Below are 17,222 nucleotides of genomic sequence, written 5' to 3'. Positions count from 1 at the left end.
TGTAAAATCACTTTATTTATGATATTGGCAGTTTTATTATAAATTTTGCTCCTAAATCACTGTTCTCAACACTTAAAGAACCTAAACTTTGTTTTTCAATTATAGTTTTACACATGTATAAGCCCAATCCTGTACCATTTTTATTATCTTTTGTAGAAAAATATGGTTCAAAAATTTTGTTAATAATCTCTTTTTGTATTCCACCTGCATTGTCTTCTATAGATATATTTAAATATGAATTATCTTTATGAGCCTCAATTATAATTTGACTATTTTTTATCGATTTTTCAACCAAAATATCTCGAGCATTTTTTATAATACTAATAAACACTTGTATAATTTCATTTACATATATTTCTAAATATATATTATCTTTTATTTTAGTTTCTATTTTTATTCCATCATTTTTTAACATAAAACCTAAAAAGTCCATAGTTTTTTCAATTAAATCTCTAATAGATATTTTCTCTTTAGGTTTATCAGGTAGAAAGTAATCTCTAAAATCATCAATAGTTTTGCTCATATATTCTAACTGTGAACCAACATCTTCAACTACTTGTGAAAGAAGTTCATCAGATATAACTCCATCTTGCATTTTTGTTAAAGGTAATTTTTGAATTAAGATTGAAACAGCTTGTAAAGGTTGTCTCCATTGGTGAGCTATCATAGAGATCATCTCTCCAATCGCTGCAGATTTGGATTGTTCAATTAATATTGATTGCTGCTCCTCTAACTCTTTTTTTATAGTTATATCTTGTCTAATTGAATCTATATATAAAACATTTCCATTATTATCAAATACTGGTGTAATAGTAGCTTCTACCCAATATGTTTTTCCATATTTGTCTATATTTTTTATTTCACCATGCCAAGTTTTTCCATCTATCATTGATTTTTCAATATCTTGAAGTATTTTTTCATCTAAATCAGGATGTTTGACCTCTCTGAAAGATTTACCAAGTATTTCATCTTTTGTATAACCTGAAATATCGCAAAATGCTTGAGATACATCTATTATATTTCCATCTAGATCATATTTAGTCATTATTATAAATTTATCTATAATATCATCATTTTTATTTAGCTTTTTAACAATTTTTTCACTTGTATGGGTGTATTTAGTTAATATTTTAGAAAAACTATATTCAGATATATCATTTAACTCTTTTATTATCTCTAGTTTCATCATATTATTATCATTAAAATATTCAATGAAGCTATCTCTTAAACCATTACAAACACAATATAAATCAACAAGTGATATATCATGCTCTTTTAAATAATTAACAAAATCATCTACTTCATTTAAGTTATCTAAATTTGAATCTTTTACAGCAATTAAAAAATGATTAATTATATTAAGAGCATAATTTTTTATAAAAGGCTCAAAATCTACATTATGAGCTTTTAAAATTTTAAAAACTTTTTCTTTTGTTAACCAAGTTTTTAATAGTTTAATTTTTACATTTTTATTATTTAAAGAATCATAGTAAGTTGTTAAATGAACGATTCTCATTAACTATTATTCTTTAATTCAAAAAATGAACAATCAATTCCACTACTTCTTTTTACAACTACTGAGGGAATGGTTTGAGATTTAAAGCCATATGCATTACAACCATGGGGTTTACTTGGTTGCCAAGTTACAAAATAGTGTTTACATTTTTGACAAACTATTCTTTTTTCCATTAGATATCCACTTTACTTTGTATAGCTTTAGCTAAAGATAAAATATCAACATTTTCTAAACTAACACCAGTTGGAACCCCTTGTGCTATTTTTGTAAAAGTTATATTTTTATCTTTTAATTTATCTTCAATATATAATATAAAAGCATCGTTTGATAGAGATGGAGTTATTGCAAAAAGTATATCCTTTGTCTCATTTTCATCTATAAACTTAAGTAATCTATCCAAAGAATCATGGTCTAACTCTTCTATTACAAAATATAATCCATCAAATTGTTTTGATTCTTCTATTATAAAAATATCTTTTGCACTTTGTACAATACAAACTTTGTCTCTTTGTCTTGTTTCATCCAAACAAACTTCACAAATCTCATGTTCACTCATAGAACCACATTTAACACATCTTTTTATGCTATTTAATGCATTTTCAATACTGTGAGCTATTTTTATTCCGCAATAATTGTCATTCATAATTATATGATATGCAAGTCTTAATGCTGATTTTTTACCTATAGTTGGTAAGCTTTCAAAAGCATCAACCAAATCATAAAACTTTTCTAAACCTTTTTTCATAAAGATATTATATCAAATCTTAATGGGATTTTAGATAAAATCGCCCAAAATATTGATTTAGGAGTTAGTAATTGACTGAATTAGACTATTATGAATTATTAGAAGTTACTAAAGATAGTGATAAGGGTACTATCAAAAAAGCTTATAGAAAAATGGCTATGAAATATCACCCTGATAAAAACCCTGGTGATACAGAAGCAGAAGAGAAGTTTAAAGCTGTAAATGAAGCTTACCAAGTGTTAAGTGATGATGAAAAAAGAGCTATTTATGACAGATATGGTAAAGCTGGATTAGAAGGTCATGGACAAGGTGGTGGTTTCTCTGGTGGTTTTGATGACATAAGTTCTATTTTTGAAGAGATGTTTGGAGGCGGAGGCTTTGGAGGCTTCGGTGGTTCAAGCAGAAGAGAAAGAAAAACTTATAATTACAATTTAGATATTGCTGTAGAAGTTAGTGTAGAGTTTAATGAAGCTGTTTTTGGAACAAAAAAAGAGATTAAATATACATATAAAGATGCTTGTCCAGATTGTAAAGGTACTGGGGCAAAAGATGGTAAATTAAGCACTTGTCCACATTGTCAAGGTCAAGGTCAAATTCATATGAGACAAGGTTTTATGACTTTTGCTCAAACATGTCCTCATTGTCAAGGTTCTGGGCAAACTGCAACAGATAAATGTAATACATGTAATGGTCTTGGATATAAAGAAAAAGAGGATAAATTTGAAGTTTCAATTCCTGAAGGTGTAAACGATGGAAATAGAATCAGAGTTTCAAATAGAGGAAATATTGCTCCAAATGGTCAAAGAGGAGACCTTTATTTACAAATAAAAGTAAAAGAGGATTCTCACTTTATTAGACATGGAGACGATATCTATTTAGAAGTTCCTATTTTCTTTACACAAGTTGCCCTTGGTGCAAAAATCAAGATTCCTGGTTTAAGAGGAGAATTACAACTAAAAATTCCAGCAGGAACAAAAGATAAAGAGCAATTTAAATTTGAAGGTGAAGGTGTAAAATCTGTTCAAGGTTATGGAAAAGGTGATTTAATTGTACAAATCAAAATAACTTATCCTAAAACACTAAACAACGAACAAAAAGAGCTTTTAGAAAAACTACAAGAGAGTTTTGGACTTGAAAGTAAACCTCATGAATCTAACTTTGAAAATATGTTTGATAAAGTAAAAGGTTGGTTTAAATAATATTTGTAAAGATTTTCACATAAGTGAAATCTTTACTCTTTCCAGATTAAATTTTATCTTTTATTACCATTTTTAATTATTTTATTAAATTCATTATTGTATAAATAAAATAAAAAAGGTTAGTTTTGTTATACAATTCTCAAAGAATGGTTATGTATCCCCATTTAAACGCTGCTGGAATACTTTTTGGTGGACAAGCAATCTCTTGGATTGATGAAGAAGTTATTATTTTTGCAGCACAGCTTTTAGACACACAAAGATTAGCAACAGTAAAAATGAGTGAAGTATACTTTAAAAGTCCTGCCAACATAGGTGATATAGTAGTAATTGGAACAGAGCTTATAAGTACTGGCCAAACATCAATTACAGTTAAATGTGAAATAAAAAATAAAACTACAAATAAAATAATTGTTTCTGTTGATGAAATTGTAGTTGTTGCTTTGGATTTCAATAAAAGACCAACTAAACATATTTTGGCTGATAGAGATAAAATATTTCCAAAAACTAAAGAGAAGTAGCATTCTCTTTCTAGTTAATTACAACCTTTTCCTTTCTTAAGTAAAATCTCAAAATTTAAATTATTAGATTTTTTAGAATTAAATTTAAAATAGTTAAAGATTTAACTTCTACACTAAAATTAAAAATTAGTATATATTTTAACAAATTTATAAATTTATATACAAATAAAAATTAAATAATCTTTAAAACTTAATATTTTTATACAACTATTGTATTTTATAATCTAAATAAGTTAAATATTTATTGATTATATTTAATTATTTAGTATTTTCTTCCAATAATTATATTTTTTATTAATATTTGTAAAAAATAATTAATTAAAGCTTAATAAATATAATTATATGTATAATATTTAAAATTTTTAATAAATAGGAAAATTATGAAACAAACATTAATGGGAAATGACGCAATTGCATTAGGTATGATTCATTCAAATATTGATATGGTTTCAGGATATCCAGGTACACCTTCAAGCGAAATTCTGACTAATATTCAAAAGCTTAAAGCTAAATATAATTTAGATTTGTACGCTCAATGGGCAACAAATGAAAAAGTAGGTTTTGAAGTTGCATATGCAGGAGCTATGACAGGAAAAAGAACAGCAGCTACAATGAAACAAGTTGGCTTAAATGTGGCTAGTGATGCACTTATGAGTGCTGCATATATAGGAAATTTAGGTGCATTTGTATTGATTGTTGCAGATGATCCAGGATTTCACTCATCTCAAACAGAACAAGATAGTAGAGTTTTTGCTAAATTTGCAAAAATTCCAGTACTAGACCCTGCAACACCACAAGATGCATATGATTTTGTTAGTTTAGCAGCAGAAATATCTGAAAAGTTTCAGACACCTACAATGCTTAGACCAGTAATGAGAGTATGTCATGCAAGACAGATTGTTGAAGTTGAAGATAATATTAATTTTATTCCACAAAAAGGTAATTTTAATAGAGAAATCACTAGATGGGCAGCAGTTCCCCGTACAGGAAGATTAAGACAAGGTTATGAAATGATTGATAGAATTAATTCTATCAAAGAATACAATTGGGAAAAACTAATAAAACCTGAATTTGAGGCTTGTAAAGGTGGTAAATTATTAATACTTAGTTCAGGTACAGGTTATGGATTTGCAAAAGAAGCCTTAGAAGATTTGTCAATTGACGCAGATATAATAAAATTTAAAATGCCTTATCCTCTTCCAGAAAATAAAATTAGAGAGCAATTTAAAAACTATGAACACATATTAGTTGTTGAAGAACCTATGGCATGTATTGAAGAACAAATTATGGCACCAAATGTTCATGGAAGATTAGATTCAACAATGAATATTATAGATGAATTACAAAAAGTATATATACAAGATGCATTAAAAAAGCTTGAAATCTATAAAGGTGAAAATTTATATCCAACAATTCCATATAAAGAAGAGATACCATCTCGTCCACCAAATTTATGCCCAGGATGTCCACATAGAGATATTTATTATTCGATAATGAAGGTTTTTAAAAAGAAAAAATCTATTTTCCCATCTGATATAGGATGTTATACTCTAGGTATAAATCAAGGTGCAATAGATACTGTCTTATGTATGGGTGCTTCTGTGTCAATGGCTAGTGGGTTTTCAATTTCTGATCCTGATAAATACACAGTAGCAACAATTGGTGACAGTACATTTTTTCACGGGGGTATACCACCTTTGATTAATGCTGTTTACCAAAAACACAAATTTTTACTTGTTGTATTAGATAATTCGGTTGTTGCAATGACAGGAAGACAAAAACCACCACAAAGACAAAGTGGGGAAGTTGATATTGTAAAAGTTGCTCAAGGTTGTGGAGCTGAAACCTATGAGTATGAATATACAAATGATTTAAATGAAACAATTAAATTCTTTAAAAATATGAAAGAGAAATATGATAATGCCTCTGGACCAATTGTAGCTGTAATTAGAGAATTTTGTGTATTAGATAAAGAGATTGTAAATCTACACCTGCCCCAAGAGTTTTCAAAAGTTAATCCTGAAGATTGTGTTGCCTGTAATCAGTGTACAACAGTTTATAAGTGTCCACCTATGTCTTATAACGATGAAGGAAAAGTAGAAATAGATCCATTTTTATGTATTGGCTGTGGTTCATGTCTAAATATTGTATGTCCAACAGAGGCTTTTGTTTTAGATGAAAAAAGGAGTTTAAAAAAATGAAATATCAAATAGTAATAGCAGGATTTGGTGGTCAAGGCTCAGTTTTTTTAGTAAAAATATTAGCACTTTGTGCGGGTAATAAAAATGTAGCATGTTTAGGTACAGAAAACCACGGAATGTCTCAAAGGGGAGGTGCCGTTTCTTGCACAATAAAATTAGGAGATTATACTAATCCTTTAATAGATTCTGCACAAGCAGATTTATTAATTGGCTTAGAAAAGAATGAAGCTTTAAGAAATATAAGTTTTTTAAAAAAAGGAGCATCTTTAGTTGTAAATGCTGAAGATGATTTTTATAAAGATGATTTAAATGGAAAAGTATTTCAAATAGATGCTTTTGCTAAAGCAAAAAATAATGAATTCCCTATTCAGGGACTAAATGTGTATATGTTAGGTGTAGTATTAGCAAAATGTGAAAATTTTCCATTTTCTTTAGATGATGTAAAAGAGGCTTTAATTCAGTTTAACCCAAAAGTAGCTGAACAAAATATTGAAGTGCTAGAAAAAGCAATAATTGATACAAAGGGAAAATAATGATTTGGAATGAAATTGAATGTGCCCCAAAAGAAGAATTAAAAAAACTGCAATCTAGCAGATTAATTGAAACAGTTGAAAGAGTATATAATTTAACTCCTTTTTATAAGGAGAAATTCGATGAATTAAATATAACCCCTTCTGATATTAAAACAATAAATGATATAAATAAATTACCTTTTACAAAGAAACAAGATCTACGTAATCACTATCCTTTTGGATTATTTACTGTACCTATGAGTCAAATAGTTAGAGTTCATTCTTCATCAGGAACAACAGGAAAACCTACAGTAGTTGGCTATACAAAAAAAGATATGGATGTTTGGGATGAAGTGATGGCTAGAGTTTTTACTTTGGTAGGTGCAAATCAAGATGATATTGTCCATAATGCTTATGGTTATGGACTTTTTACAGGAGGTTTAGGACTACACAATGGTGCTGAAAAGATTGGTGCTACAATAATCCCTAGTTCTGGCGGTTTTACAGATAGACAAGTGATGCTTATGAAAGATTTTGGTGCTACAATTCTAGCTTCTACTCCTTCATTTGCCCTACATATCGCTGAAATAGCTTCAAAATCTGGTGCATGTTTTAAAAAAGATTTTAAATTAAAAGCTGGAATTTTTGGAGCAGAACCTACATCAAAGGGATTAAAAGAAGAGGTTTCTAAAGTTTGGGGTATAGATTATCATGAAGTTTATGGTTTATCTGAAATTATTGGACCAGGAGTTAGCTGCTCATGTAAAGATTCAGAACATTTACATGTTTTTGAAGACCATTTTTACCCAGAAATTATTAATCCAAAAACAGGAGAACAACTTCCTGATGGAGAAAGGGGAGAATTAGTAATTACTTCTTTAACAAAACAAGCTTTACCAATAATAAGATATAGAACAGGAGATATAACATCTTTAATAAGAACACCTTGTAAATGTGGACGGACAATTGTTAGAATGGAAAGTGTGGTTGGTAGAGTTGATGATATGATAATAATAAATGGGGTAAATGTTTATCCTTCACAAGTAGAACACGTGATTTCACAAACTGAGGGACTAACATTAAACTATCAAATAATTATAGAAAAAAAGGGTCATTTAGATAAATTAGATATACTAATTGAAATAAGTGATGAGATAATGATTGATTCAATTGGTGAAATGGAAAAAATCAAAAAAGATATTCAACACAATTTATTAACCAATCTTTATATAAAAACTGATGTAAAACTTGTTGAGCCAAGAAGTATTGAAAGAAGTGTTGGTAAAGCAATAAGAATAGTAGATAAAAGGAAATAGTATGAAAAATGCAATAAAACAATTATCAATTTTTTTAGAAAATAAAAGAGGTGAATTAACTGACATAACAAATATCTTATCTGCAAATAAAATATCTATCAAAGCATTAAATTTAGTAGATGGTAGTGAATTTGGAATATTAAGATTATTAGTAGATGATTTGGAAAGTGCAAAAAGGATAATGGATGATAATGGCTTTTCATCAACTACAACAGAAGTTTTTGCTGTTTTGATTGATGATCATATTGGTTCTTTTAATGAGGTTCTAACAGTATTAACAGAAAATGATATTAATATAGAATATACATATACTATTAATTCTTCAAATAGTGGAGCCTTTATTTTTAAAGTATCTATTGAAGATTTTGAAAAAGCTACAAAAGTATTATCAAAATCTAAAGTAAAGCTTTTAAAAAATATATAGTGTAAAGACTTATTAAAAACTATTAGAATATAATCTATGACTATTTTTAAGAGGATATTTAATGTTAACTCCAAAAGAGATAAGTGAACTTTTTGAAGTACAAATAAATACACTATATAATTGGAGAAAAAGTAAGCCAAAGCTTTACTCTTATCTTCAAAATGCAGATTATAACTCAAAAATAAATAATGAGATTAATGCATTACTAAAGTATTTTTCAAATACTATACAAAAAGATTTTACATTAAAAGAGATTGACTTTCTTATTATTAATGATTTTGAATTAAACTCTATTGAAGAAGTTAATGAGTTTCAAGATTATTTTATAAAAGCCAATTATAAAATACTTACAACTAGACACAAGTTTGTATTAAATATTTATAATAAAATAAAAGAGCTAAACATTGTAGAAAAATACCTTCTATATAAAAAAATATTTAAAATAAGAAAATTTGGAGATAGAGACAGAGCAGTCTATTTCAAAGAATTTTTAGGTAAGGAGAAAACCTAATGTCTAATTATTTAGATAATTATCCAGATGAAAATGGATATTTTGGTAAATTTGGAGGTTCTTTTATTCCTCCTGTTTTAGAAGAACCTTTTGCAAAAATAAATAAAGAATACAAAAAATTAAAAAATGACCCACAATTTATTGAAGAGTTAAAATATGTAAGAAAGCATTATCAAGGTAGACCAACTCCTATCTCTTTTGCAAAAAATTTAACTAAATTTTGTGGGGGAGCAAAAATCTACTTGAAAAGAGAAGATTTAAACCATTCTGGGGCACATAAATTAAACCATTGTATGGCTGAAGTTATTTTAGCAAAACATATGGGATTTAAAAAAGTGATTGCAGAAACAGGAGCAGGACAACATGGTGTTGCACTAGCAACTGCAGCAGCTTATTTTGGTTTAGAGTGTGAAATACATATGGGTGAAGTTGATATAAAAAAAGAGCATCCAAATGTAGTTAGAATGAAGATTCTTGGTGCAAAAGTTATCCCTGCAACACATGGTCTTAAAACTTTAAAAGAAGCTGTTGATTCAGCTTTTGAAAGTTATGTATCGCAAGCTGATACTGCTATTTATTGTATAGGTTCTGTTGTAGGTCCCCACCCTTTTCCTATGATGGTTAGAGATTTTCAAAGTGTTATTGGTTTTGAATCAAAAGAGCAGTTTTTAGAACATGAAGATAAGTTACCTGATAATATAGTTGCTTGTGTTGGTGGCGGTTCAAATGCAATGGGAATATTTTCTGCTTTTATTGATGAAAAAGAGGTAAATCTTTATGGTGTAGAACCTATGGGAATTGGAGAAAAAATAGGAGAGCATGCTGCAACTCTAACTTATGGACAAGAGGGTGTAATGCATGGGTTTAATTCTATTATGCTAAAAGATGAAAATGGTGAACCTGCACCTGTTTATTCTATTGGTTCAGGAATTGATTATCCTTCAGTTGGCCCAGAACATGCTTATTTAAAAGAGATAGGCCGAACAAAAGTTGGATTATCTAATGATAAAGAAGCTGTTGATGCTTTTTATAAACTGTCTCAACTTGAAGGGATTATTCCGGCTTTAGAATCAGCTCATGCTGTAGCATTTGCAATGAAACTAGCAAAAACTCTTCCAAAAGATAAAACTATTTTAGTTAGTTTAAGTGGTAGAGGGGATAAAGATATTGATTTCGTGGTTGAGAACCACCCTATTCCAAACGCTAAATTTTAAATATATTACAAAGGGTTTTCCCTTTGTAAATCTTTTTATACACCAGCTGCTAAAAGTTTATCTCTAAACTCATTTCTAACTGTTACAAACCAAGTTGGCTCTTCTGGATACCACCATAGATTTTTAATTGCATCGCCAGGATAAGCCTCTTCAAAATTTGCTTTAGCTTGAGCTGATAAGTATTTTGCTGCTCCTGCTGCACAAGAGTTATATCCTGAAGCATTTGCATGCATTGCTCCTGATTTTCCGCCATTATAATACCAATTTATCCAAGCATAAGCAGCAGATACATTTTTTGCACCCTTTGGAATAGCCATTCCATCCATCCAAGTAATAGCACCCTCTTTTGGAGCCATAAACTTGATTTTCCCATTAGTTTCACTCATCATTCTCATAGCAGGACCATCCCAAGTTTGTCCTATAACACAACCATTTTGCATAAAAGCATTAGTTGTTTCTTGTGCATTTGACCAAAATTGTCTAATATTGTTTTTGTGCTCAATTACATAATCAGTTATCTTAGAGTAAACATCTCTCATAGTTTGTTCATCTTTATAGGTATCTAACATTCTATTTGATTTCACTTTTCCGATTCTATCAAGATATAATCCAACACCAATTAAAGATGAATGAGCTCTAACTGTTACTTTTGAATCTAAATTATCTTTCCATAAATCTCCATATGAAATCTTATTTGCTTTTGCATCAAGCTTTTCAGTATTTACAGCAATAGCTTCAGTTCCCCAGTTAAATGGAACAATATATCTTTTTCCTCTAAACTCTCCACCAAATGAAGCAGATGAATCCCACATTGATTTTTCACAACCTGCAACATTTAATTTTGTTAAATCTAATGGTTGTAAAAGTCTGTGTTTATACCATTGTTGACCATATGTTACAGATGGCATAACAATATCAAATCCATTTCCTTTTGAGGCTCTTAATTTATTTAACACTTCATCATTTGAACCATAAGTTGTTAGATTAACTTTAATACCTGTCTCTTTTTCAAAAGCTTTAATCATATCTTCTGAAATATAATCAGACCATGCATAAAGGTTTAATTCCATTGATGATGCCATAGTATTTGAAACAATTGCAGGAGCAATAAGTGCAGCACTTCCTAAACCTAAACCCTTTTTTAGAAAATTTCTTCTATTCATAAACACACCTTTAAATAATTTATAATGAAATTTTAAATCTGTGTGATTACCAAATGGTTACAAGTATTGTAACTGTTCTGTAATATACTCAACGTAAGGTTTCATAAGAAAAAATAGTAAAAGGTATAGAATGGGTGTAAAAATTGAAGATATTACAATGGAATTTGAAAAACTTCACGCACTTAAAAACGTAAACTTAAATATAGAAAAAGGAGAATTTTTCTCTATTCTTGGTCCATCTGGTTGTGGAAAAACAACATTATTAAAGATTATATCTGGATTTTTAGAACCAACAAAAGGGAAAGTTTTTATAGCAGATCAAAATATGAAAAATGTTAGTGCAAATAAAAGACCAACATCCCTTGTTTTTCAAAATCTTGCTTTATTTCTAAATATTAGTGTAAAAGAGAATATTGCTTTTGGACTAAGAGTTAAAAAAGTAGATAATAAACAAATAGACAAAAAAGTAAATGAATTATTAAAAATGGTATCCCTAGAAGAGTATGAGAATAGTTCAATAGAAGATTTGTCAGGTGGACAAAAACAAAGAGTAGCAATAGCTAGAGCTCTTGCTGTTGAACCAAAAGTATTGCTTTTAGATGAGCCTTTATCAGCTTTAGATTTAAAACTTAGACAACATATGAGAAAAGAGCTTAGAGCTTTACAAAAACTTACAGGTATTACGTTTATATATATTACCCATGACCAAGGTGAAGCTTTATCTATGTCTGATAAAGTTGCTGTTATGTCAAAAGGAAGAGTTGAACAAGTTTCTACCCCTCAAGAGTTGTATAATAACCCAAAAACTACATTTGTAGCAAATTTTGTGGGTGAGAATAATGAGTTTAATGGAAAGATTATTCGAAATTTAGATGAAAATGTTATTGTTAAAACTATATATGGAAATTTTAATGTGATAAAAAAAGCTAAATTAAAAGTTGGAGATAGTGTAAAACTATTTATTAGACCAGAAAGATTTTCATTAAAACAAAAAATAAATTCTATCTCATTAAATATCAACACAAGCTCTTTTGAAGGCTCTTTACTAAATATTTATCTAAAAAGATATGAAGAGGATTTAATAAAAAACGATATTGTATTACATAAAAAGAATAACAATGAATTACAATTAAAAGTTAGTAAAGAGAAGATGACAATATATTTTGATGAAAATGATGTTGTACTTTTAAAGGCTTTTTAATGTCAAAATTAATTAATAGATATGGAAAAGCTTTAAGTGCTTATATCTTATTTTCTGTGATTTTATGGTTAAGTATATTTATTATCTTTCCCCAAGCTTTAATGGTAGAGTATTCATTTTGGAAATATGATGAAACAGCACAACAAAAACTGTGGGAAGAGACAGATAAATTAGATGCTAAAAGATATGAGTTAGAAAAACAGTTAGATAAGAATCCACAAAATAAAAAACTTGAAGAGAAAATAAACAAACTAAGTGAGCAAATTGAAAAAAATGATTTATTATCCCAAGAACCTCCTAAAATATACACTAATGAAAATTATGAGTATTTATTAACAAATAACTTACATAGATCTATATTTTTTAAAACAATTTGGTCCTCTATACTTGTTACAATACTTGCATTTTTAGTATGTTATCCTATCGCATACTATTTAGCCCATATGGCAAGCAGTAAGGGTAAGATATTTATCTTTTTGGGATTGATTATTCCATATTGGATAGATGAACTTCTAAGAACATTTGCTTGGTTTATGATTTTATCTTTTAATGGGATTATAAATAATATATTAATCTCTTTAGGTTTTATTGATACACCTATTGATTTTTTTCAAAATAATTCAGCAGCACTAATAGGAATGGTTTATGCTTATATTCTTTTTATGCTTTTCCCTATTTACAATACCCTAGAAACTTTAGATAAAAATCAAATCCTAGCAGCAAGGGATTTAGGGGCTTCTTGGATAACAATACATAAAAAAATCATCATTCCTTATGCGAAACCAGGAATTGCTGTTGGTTCAATCTTTGTTTTTATGTTAACAGCCGGAACCTATGCAGTACCTTCAATATTAGGTGGAACTAAAGGTTTATGGTTTACTCAGATTATATATAGTTGGTTTTTTGATGGTGGAAATTGGAATCAAGGTTCTGCATATGGAATTGCATTATTAGTTTTATGTATATTATTTATAGTGTTGATGTTAAAACTCTTTAAAGTAAAACTAGAGGATATGTCAAAATGAAAAATATTGATTCAAAAAAAATTGCAGATATTGCAATAAAGTTTTATTTTTTTAGCTTTTTTATATATCTGTTTTTACCCTTAGTAGTTGTTTCATTAGCAGCGTTCAATGAAAGTTCAATCCCTACAATTTACCCATGGAAAGGGTTTTCTTTACATTGGATAAGTGAGTTTTTCCAAGATTATAAACTTTTTGAAGCAATATTAAACTCACTAATAATTGGTCTTGGAGTTGTAATATTGTCTATTCCTCTTGGTTTAGCAGGTGCTTTGTTTTTACTAAATATAAATAAAAAAGCAAGAGATGTTTTTTATGCAATTTTAGTCTCTCCCATATTAACCCCCGGAGTTATTATAGGTATAGCAACACTAGTGATGTGGAATAATCTTTTTGAGGTTTCAGGAGGTATTATTTTGACAATTGTTGGGCAAACTACATTTATCTCATCTATGGCAATGTTGCTGTTTATGTCTAGACTTCAAAAGTTTGATAAAAACTTAGAACTTGCAGCTTTAGATTTGGGAGCTTCACCTACACAATTGTTTTTTAAAATAACAGTTCCTTTTTTAAAGCCTGCTATTTTTTCAGCAACAGCATTAGCTTTTTTACAATCAATACAAAACTATAACACAACACTGTTTTTAATAGGTACACAAAGTACAATCACTATTCATATTGGAAGTATGGTAAAACTTGGACTTACTCCTGTACTAAATGTACTTGCCTTAATTATTATCCTAGTAACCATAGGATTATCTACACTTTATGTTTTAAAAAAAAGAAAGGAAAATAAATGAAACTATTCCCACGGGTAACCCCTTTAGATAAAAAAATATCGTTTAAATTAAATCTTATAAATCCAAACAATATAAAAAATATTGAATCAATAAATATATTCTCAAAAAATGACTATTTTCATAATGAAAAAATTAAATTTGAAATACAAAAACAAGATATAGTTTTTGAATATAAAATGCAAACTTATGGTGAATATATTTTAAAAGTAAATTTTAATTATAAAGAATCAAAATCTATAAATCTATTTGCAGTTGAAAAAAAGATTTTAGAGCTAACAGCTTTAAAAGGTGACTTACACATGCATACTACATATTCAGATGGTAAAAGAACACCAATGGCTATGATTCTAGAATCTTTAGAGTTTGGTATGGATTTTATTTCAATTACAGACCATGATAATTATAAAGGAAGCAAAGAAGCTATAAAAAAGAAAGATGAAAATAAAATTGATATTACTATACTTCCAGGAGAAGAGGTAAGTGTAGGAAAAGGGGATACTTCTTTTTCAAAAGGAAATGGACATATGCTGAGTATAAACACAGATTGTTCTATTGACGAATTAAGAGATGATGAAGAGATATACAAATGTGAGTTAGAAGAGATAGAAAATAAGATAAAGGGTAAAATAGCTAAAGATATTAATCCTAAACATTATGCTAGAAATTTATGGACAATAAAAAAAATACAAGAGAACAATGGTCTTGCAATATTGTGTCATCCCCATTGGATATATTATGACCAAAAATATCATCTACACCAAGCAATATATAAAGAGTTATTGGAAAAATCAACAGTTGATGCAGTTGAAGTATTTGGAGATATTGACCAAATTGAAGAGTGTAATAATTTAACTTATCTTAATTATTATCAATATAAGCAAAAACATATTGCAGCTTTGGGAAATAGTGATGCCCATGATATAAAAGTAGGTATTGGAGATAGATTTTCTATAATATATTCAAAAACAAAAAAAGAGACAGATATAGTAGGTGCAATAAAAGGTTTATTATCTGTAGCTATATTTAAAAGGTCAAATAACGAGTATCAAGCAGTTGGAGATGAAAAACTTGTTTCATATACACTGTTTTTATTAAAAGAGTATTACCCTACCCATGATAAGTTTAAATCAAAAGAGGCTAGACTTATAGTTGATGGCTTAATAAATAAAGAAGACTTTAGCCATAAAATTGATATTGTGAAATCAAAACTATTAAGATACAGAAAAAATTTCTTTTATAAAGGCTAAAAATGAAAGTTGATTTACATAACCATACTTATCTTTGTAAGCACGCTGTTGGAATTATGGATGATTATATAAAAAAAGCCATAAAAGAGAAAATAGATGTATTGGGTTTTTCAGACCATAACCCAATGAAATATGATAAAAAGCATAGAATGGAAAACAAATATAAAAAAGACTATATTCAAATGTTTGAAGATGCAAAAATGGAATATAACAATAAAATTAAACTTCTTTTTGCCTATGAATTTGATTATTTAGATTATGGGATGAATAAAAAACTTTTAAAAGATGAAGTTGATTATCTAATAGGTTCAGTTCATTTTTTAGATCAATATTTAGTTGATGATCCCAAAATGATAAAAGAGTATAAAAAAGGGAAAAATCTATTTAAAAATGTAGATGCAACTACTTTATGGAATAATTATTTTGAACAAATAAAAAAAATGGCTAAAACTGAATATTTTAATATTGTAGGACATATTGATTTGGTTAAAATTTTAACTAATGACGAACCTAAAAAAGATATTCGACTTATTGCAAAAGATGCTCTAAAACAGATAAAAAAATCAGGTATGGCAGTTGAGATAAATGCTTCAGGCTTAAGAAAAAGTGTTAAAGATACATATCCTTCTAAAAAACTTCTTGAAGAGATTTACGCATATGATATACCAATTACCTTTGGAAGTGACTCCCATGCAGTTGAACATGTGGGGTACAAAAAAGATTATTGTGAAAAATTAGCCAAAAATATTGGTTTTACTAACTGCGTATATTTTGAAAAGAAAGAGATGATAAAAGTTAAGTTTTAAACTACACTTTTAAAATGAGTACATAAATCTTCAAGATTTTTATACTCATAGGCATCTAGTTTTAAAGTATTATAACTATCATCATTTGTAGTTTGTAAGTGTATTGGTATTAAACCCCAATCATGGGCACCTTTTATATCTGTTTCATAAGTATCTCCAACCATTGCAATATATTCTCTAGGAATATTTAGTTTTTTTATTGCAAAATCAAAGGCATATTTTGATGGTTTACCTATTATTTCTGGTTGCTCTTGAAGGTGTGGTTTAAATAACTCAACCATAACACCACATTCAAAATCATAGCCACTTGATGTGGGAGAATAGTAATCAGGATTTGTAAAAATCACTTTTTTATTATCTTGAATATGTTTTCTTATTTTTGATAAATCATCAATAGAGATTTTAGGGTCCATTCCTATTACTATTACATCTACATCAGTAACACCAATTTTATATTCTTGATAAATTACACTTTTTAAGGCTTTACTTCCATAAACCTTTACATTTGCATCTGGATAGTTTTCTTTTAAATAGTTTCTAGCAAGTAATGATGAGGTAATTATTTGATTTTTATCTATATATATTCCCACACGAAATAAAAGTTCATGTAACTCTTCAGGTGTTTTAGTTGTAAGATTGCTTAAAAAGACAAAGGGTATCTCTTTGTTCTTTAATGTTTCAATAAAGTCTTTTCCTCCAGGTAAGATATGAAAGTCTTTAAAAAAAGCACCATCAAAATCTATAATAAAACCACCTATATTATCAAACATTTATCCCCACCCTAAAATTATTTTTGTGATTATATCTAATGATAAATGAGAGAAAGT

The 17,222-nt window shown here is 28.3% G+C and carries 18 protein-coding genes; 13 read left to right on the top strand and 5 right to left on the bottom strand.

What is annotated here, in order from left to right; translation table 11 throughout:
* Positions 1-16: 16 nt before the first annotated feature.
* From ACKU3H_RS11185 to recR, 3 genes are read right to left on the bottom strand one after another with little or no spacing between them, the layout of a single operon-like run.
* Positions 17-1,516 carry a PAS domain-containing sensor histidine kinase gene (locus ACKU3H_RS11185; RefSeq protein WP_320033943.1) on the bottom strand — a complete coding sequence of 500 codons (1,500 nt, stop codon included), beginning with the start codon at positions 1,514-1,516 and terminating at the stop codon, positions 17-19.
* Complete coding sequence (locus ACKU3H_RS11180; RefSeq protein WP_320033942.1) at positions 1,516-1,689, bottom strand: uracil-DNA glycosylase; 174 nt, start codon at positions 1,687-1,689, stop codon at positions 1,516-1,518. The genes ACKU3H_RS11185 and ACKU3H_RS11180 overlap by 1 nt, the downstream gene beginning before the upstream one ends.
* Entirely contained in the window at positions 1,689-2,261 is a 573-nt protein-coding gene (gene recR / locus ACKU3H_RS11175) for a recombination mediator RecR (RefSeq protein WP_320033941.1), read from the bottom strand. The genes ACKU3H_RS11180 and recR overlap by 1 nt, the downstream gene beginning before the upstream one ends.
* Positions 2,262-2,332: 71 nt before the next feature.
* Between recR and dnaJ the strand changes: the two genes are divergently transcribed.
* From dnaJ to trpB, 8 genes are all read left to right on the top strand, one after another.
* Complete coding sequence (dnaJ, locus tag ACKU3H_RS11170) at positions 2,333-3,460, top strand: molecular chaperone DnaJ (RefSeq protein WP_320033940.1); 1,128 nt, start codon at positions 2,333-2,335, stop codon at positions 3,458-3,460.
* Positions 3,461-3,585: 125 nt separating this feature from the next.
* The gene (locus tag ACKU3H_RS11165; protein WP_320033939.1) at positions 3,586-3,978 is read left to right on the top strand and encodes a hotdog domain-containing protein; all 393 of its coding nucleotides are present in this window, start codon (positions 3,586-3,588) and stop codon (positions 3,976-3,978) included.
* Between the two features lie 380 nt (positions 3,979-4,358).
* Positions 4,359-6,179 (top strand): thiamine pyrophosphate-dependent enzyme, encoded by a 1,821-nt coding sequence (locus tag ACKU3H_RS11160; RefSeq protein WP_320033938.1) that lies wholly within the window; start codon positions 4,359-4,361, stop codon positions 6,177-6,179.
* Positions 6,176-6,712: a 2-oxoacid:acceptor oxidoreductase family protein gene (locus tag ACKU3H_RS11155; protein WP_320033937.1), complete on the top strand. Its 537-nt coding sequence runs from the start codon at positions 6,176-6,178 to the stop codon at positions 6,710-6,712. Before ACKU3H_RS11160 ends, ACKU3H_RS11155 begins: the two co-directional genes overlap by 4 nt.
* Complete coding sequence (locus ACKU3H_RS11150) at positions 6,712-8,007, top strand: phenylacetate--CoA ligase (protein ID WP_320033936.1); 1,296 nt, start codon at positions 6,712-6,714, stop codon at positions 8,005-8,007. The genes ACKU3H_RS11155 and ACKU3H_RS11150 overlap by 1 nt, the downstream gene beginning before the upstream one ends.
* A gap of 1 nt (position 8,008) precedes the next feature.
* Positions 8,009-8,431 carry an amino acid-binding protein gene (locus ACKU3H_RS11145; RefSeq protein ID WP_320033935.1) on the top strand — a complete coding sequence of 141 codons (423 nt, stop codon included), beginning with the start codon at positions 8,009-8,011 and terminating at the stop codon, positions 8,429-8,431.
* A 61-nt stretch (positions 8,432-8,492) separates the two neighbouring features.
* The gene (locus ACKU3H_RS11140; protein ID WP_320033934.1) at positions 8,493-8,942 is read left to right on the top strand and encodes a hypothetical protein; all 450 of its coding nucleotides are present in this window, start codon (positions 8,493-8,495) and stop codon (positions 8,940-8,942) included.
* A complete protein-coding gene (gene trpB / locus ACKU3H_RS11135; RefSeq protein ID WP_320033933.1) occupies positions 8,942-10,156 on the top strand; it encodes a tryptophan synthase subunit beta in 1,215 nt (404 codons plus the stop codon). The genes ACKU3H_RS11140 and trpB overlap by 1 nt, the downstream gene beginning before the upstream one ends.
* Before the next feature lie 35 nt (positions 10,157-10,191).
* On the opposite strand, the gene ACKU3H_RS11130 is transcribed toward trpB, so the two are convergent.
* A complete protein-coding gene (locus tag ACKU3H_RS11130; RefSeq protein ID WP_320033932.1) occupies positions 10,192-11,319 on the bottom strand; it encodes an extracellular solute-binding protein in 1,128 nt (375 codons plus the stop codon).
* A gap of 130 nt (positions 11,320-11,449) precedes the next feature.
* Between ACKU3H_RS11130 and ACKU3H_RS11125 the strand changes: the two genes are divergently transcribed.
* Genes ACKU3H_RS11125 through ACKU3H_RS11105 form a run of 5 tightly spaced genes read left to right on the top strand, consistent with a single transcriptional unit; the run spans position 11,450 to position 16,395 of the window.
* Positions 11,450-12,520 (top strand): ABC transporter ATP-binding protein, encoded by a 1,071-nt coding sequence (locus ACKU3H_RS11125; protein WP_320033931.1) that lies wholly within the window; start codon positions 11,450-11,452, stop codon positions 12,518-12,520.
* Entirely contained in the window at positions 12,520-13,545 is a 1,026-nt protein-coding gene (locus ACKU3H_RS11120; protein WP_320033930.1) for an ABC transporter permease, read from the top strand. The genes ACKU3H_RS11125 and ACKU3H_RS11120 overlap by 1 nt, the downstream gene beginning before the upstream one ends.
* Positions 13,542-14,342 carry an ABC transporter permease gene (locus ACKU3H_RS11115; RefSeq protein WP_320033929.1) on the top strand — a complete coding sequence of 267 codons (801 nt, stop codon included), beginning with the start codon at positions 13,542-13,544 and terminating at the stop codon, positions 14,340-14,342. The genes ACKU3H_RS11120 and ACKU3H_RS11115 overlap by 4 nt, the downstream gene beginning before the upstream one ends.
* Positions 14,339-15,589 (top strand): PHP domain-containing protein, encoded by a 1,251-nt coding sequence (locus tag ACKU3H_RS11110; protein ID WP_320033928.1) that lies wholly within the window; start codon positions 14,339-14,341, stop codon positions 15,587-15,589. The genes ACKU3H_RS11115 and ACKU3H_RS11110 overlap by 4 nt, the downstream gene beginning before the upstream one ends.
* A gap of 2 nt (positions 15,590-15,591) precedes the next feature.
* Entirely contained in the window at positions 15,592-16,395 is an 804-nt protein-coding gene (locus ACKU3H_RS11105) for a histidinol-phosphatase (RefSeq protein ID WP_320033927.1), read from the top strand.
* Here the strand turns inward: ACKU3H_RS11105 and ACKU3H_RS11100 are convergent.
* Entirely contained in the window at positions 16,392-17,165 is a 774-nt protein-coding gene (locus tag ACKU3H_RS11100; protein WP_320033926.1) for an HAD-IIA family hydrolase, read from the bottom strand. The genes ACKU3H_RS11105 and ACKU3H_RS11100 overlap by 4 nt on opposite strands.
* Positions 17,166-17,222 lie beyond the last annotated feature (57 nt).

The organism is Halarcobacter sp. (assembly GCF_963675975.1).
GTDB lineage: Bacteria > Campylobacterota > Campylobacteria > Campylobacterales > Arcobacteraceae > Halarcobacter.
The sequence above is the reverse complement of the archived record's forward strand: the minus strand, read 5'-3'. Positions and strand labels throughout refer to the sequence as shown.